This window comes from Geobacillus sp. WSUCF-018B, assembly GCF_002809985.1.
GTDB lineage: Bacteria > Bacillota > Bacilli > Bacillales > Anoxybacillaceae > Geobacillus > Geobacillus thermophilus.
The window spans coordinates 1-2,683 of the sequence record NZ_PIJF01000109.1 but is presented as its reverse complement, the minus strand read 5'-3'; the positions used below and the strand labels follow the sequence as shown (position 1 = coordinate 2,683).

Annotated in this window: 2 protein-coding genes and 1 pseudogene; 2 read left to right on the top strand and 1 reads right to left on the bottom strand. The window is 40.9% G+C overall.

Annotated elements, in window-relative coordinates; genetic code table 11:
- Window positions 1-242 precede the first annotated feature (242 nt).
- Together CV944_RS16650 and CV944_RS16645 are read left to right on the top strand one after the other, a co-directional pair.
- Window positions 243-1,550 (top strand): MFS transporter, encoded by a 1,308-nt coding sequence (locus tag CV944_RS16650; RefSeq protein ID WP_128721765.1) that lies wholly within the window; start codon window positions 243-245, stop codon window positions 1,548-1,550.
- Window positions 1,547-2,134 (top strand): winged helix-turn-helix domain-containing protein, encoded by a 588-nt coding sequence (locus CV944_RS16645; RefSeq protein ID WP_021322671.1) that lies wholly within the window; start codon window positions 1,547-1,549, stop codon window positions 2,132-2,134. Before CV944_RS16650 ends, CV944_RS16645 begins: the two co-directional genes overlap by 4 nt.
- An 86-nt stretch (window positions 2,135-2,220) precedes the next feature.
- On the opposite strand, the pseudogene CV944_RS16640 reads toward CV944_RS16645, so the two are convergent.
- Window positions 2,221-2,472: pseudogene (locus tag CV944_RS16640) on the bottom strand (ATP-binding protein); the annotation flags it as partial.
- Window positions 2,473-2,683 lie beyond the last annotated feature (211 nt).

The following is a 2,683-nucleotide window of genomic DNA, read 5'->3' as shown; positions in this document are numbered from 1 at the left end:
TGATGTGATCAAAAAACAGCTCCGTATCGCGTAAGGGGTACCCTGTTTGTCTCTCTAACCATGGAAATTATTGTAATGAAAAATGCTCATCTACAGTTGATGAGTAGAATCATTGGGTCTCCCCTGCCTGTATTGATTCGAACACTGAATGTTTCATGAAAACAATGAATGGTTTAAAAGTATAAAACCGCTTTTTCATGAACCGACTAAAGTCTTCAATCACTCCAGTAGACTGAAGGTTATTGACAAAATATTTTTTTACCATTAAAATTTATTTTGATGAACAAAAAGGTGGTGGATCCATGTTCTCTATATTATCTGATCATCGTCTATATTTACGCATGTGGCTGTCTCAAGTCATATCCTATTTGGGCGACGGCATAACAAGGGTAGCGCTCATTTACCTCATCGGAAAGTCATCCAGCCATTCTTTGCTCATCGGAATGGTTATATTCGTCCAATTGTTCCCAACTGCTGTCTTGAGCTTAGTATTCGGTCCTCTTGTTGATCGATTTTCTAAGCGGCGGCTGATGGTGTTCTCTGACCTGTATCGAATGATCATCGTTCTTTGCATGGCTGCCTTTGCACACTCCCCCATCATCTTGCTCGTTTTGTTGGGATTGCATGGGATCGGGACAGCGCTATTTGTACCTGCCCAATCTTCCATCGTTCCGTCCATTATCCCAAAGGAACGAATTCCAGAGGCGATTGCGCTATCAAATGGAACAGCATCGGCTATGCAAATAATTGCACCGGCCATTGGGGGACTTTTTCTTTTAAGTGAACGATACGATATCAATTTTATGGTTAACGCCGCTACATTTCTCCTTTCGGCCATTTTGATTTGGAGCATCAAGTTTAAAGAATACCTTCATCATAAGCAGAAAAAGAGCGGTTATTGGCTGGATGCTTTGACTGGATACCGAGACATTTTTCTGTTACCTATCTTGCGTTTTTTCTTATTCATGATGATTCCATTATCCTTCGTGATCGGTATTTTGAATACAAATCTTGTCAGCGCTTTATTGCATCATTTTCATGTCTCTCCTTCTCACTTCGGTTTTCTGGAGGCAAGCATAGGGGTGGGAGCGATTTTAGGTTCTTTACTTGGACCAAAGTTGCTTCAAACCATCCCAGCTAATCGATTATTATGGATAGGAATGATGCTTATTGGCGTATGGATGGCGGGTATTGTGCCTTTGAACGTGTTCGTCCATAATTGGGGGGATTTTCCTCTCTATACTTGGTGTACTATGGTAGGAGTATTGAATGCGTTGGTGAATGTGCCGATTAATAGTTTGTTTATCTCTATTGTGCCGCAAGAATTAAGAGGTAGCGGTTCTGCTTTAATGACGACGTTCTCCAATTTTCCCATAATGCTAGGAATCATGATAGGCGGTTGGTATGCCGATGTGATCGGAAGTGTTTACGCAACCGCAACGAGCGGCATCTTGCTCGTACTGACAACTTGTACTTATCCACTCTTCCAAGGATATCGACAATTGAGCCAAGTTGCATTCAACACAGAAAGGAGTAGCATAGAAGGATGAAAGAATTAAGTGATTTGGAATTGGCCAAAATCTTGATTAACCCAAAACGAAACAAAATTTTGGACTTAACGAAAAACGAAGCCTTAACGGTGAAGGAACTAGCGAAAAAATTAAATGAAAAACCATCGAGGCTATACTATCATGTCAAAAAGTTAGAGGAATACGGCTTATTAGAGGTTGCAGGCGAAAAGCAGGTCGGAAATTTAATTGAAAAATCCTATCGTAGAAATAACGACATCGATACAAATGTGATGCTGAATGAAAAAATGATGTCAGAAAGCAAATCAGAGCTCATGAAAGAATTAAAAAATACTGTTTATACAGGGCTCTCGTTATTGGAAAAAGAATTGGAGGAAAACAAGCAATTAAACCAATATCAACATCATGTGGAACTAAGCATCTCTTACCATCATATGACCGGAGAGGAATGGCTGCACACCCATCATCATCTCTTTCATCAGTTGGGAGGGAACAATCGGGAATTACCCTCTAAAGTGAAAGAAGCCTTAAAAGAAGAAGATCGTTTCAAACGAGGAAAGTATGTGTTTGTGTTGTTAAGTTACAAAATTGAGGACGAGGAATAACCGACTCATGGAATGACTGTGTTTGGCAAGTAAAAAATACACAATATGGCGGTGAATTTGTGCACAACCTTGCCAGTTCCCGTATTTTATCGGTTCTTTTTAGATAGAGCGTGCCGCAATCGATAACTTTCCCCCGTAAAGGTGAGAATATGGGCATGGTGCACCAATCGGTCAATGATGGCGGCCGTTAAACGCTTATCCCCAAATATGGTGTTCCATTGTCCAAATTCCAAGTTCGATGTGACAATAATGCTCGTCTGTTCGTAACACTCGGCAATTAAACTGAACAACAATTCTGCCCCATCTTTATGAAACGGAATAAATCCTAGTTCATCTAACTCACATTTCGCACCTTAACAGAGTCCAAACAAAGGATTTTTTATTTAGTTTTTCAGAATAACTTTTTGACCAACACGACGAGCGATGGCAATCCTTTTTTTACCATCGCTAGTCGTTCCGTATCACGTTACACGTAGATGCTCTCATCCATGCCCAATCCCTGCAGAATCCTTCGCTGGTCCGGGTTGAGGGGGCGATCGAGTGCGCGTT

Coding starts and splice junctions, on each gene's coding strand:
- CV944_RS16645 (WP_021322671.1), top strand. CDS start 1,547: ATGAAAGAATTAAGTGATTTGGAATTGGCCAAAATCTTGATTAACCCA.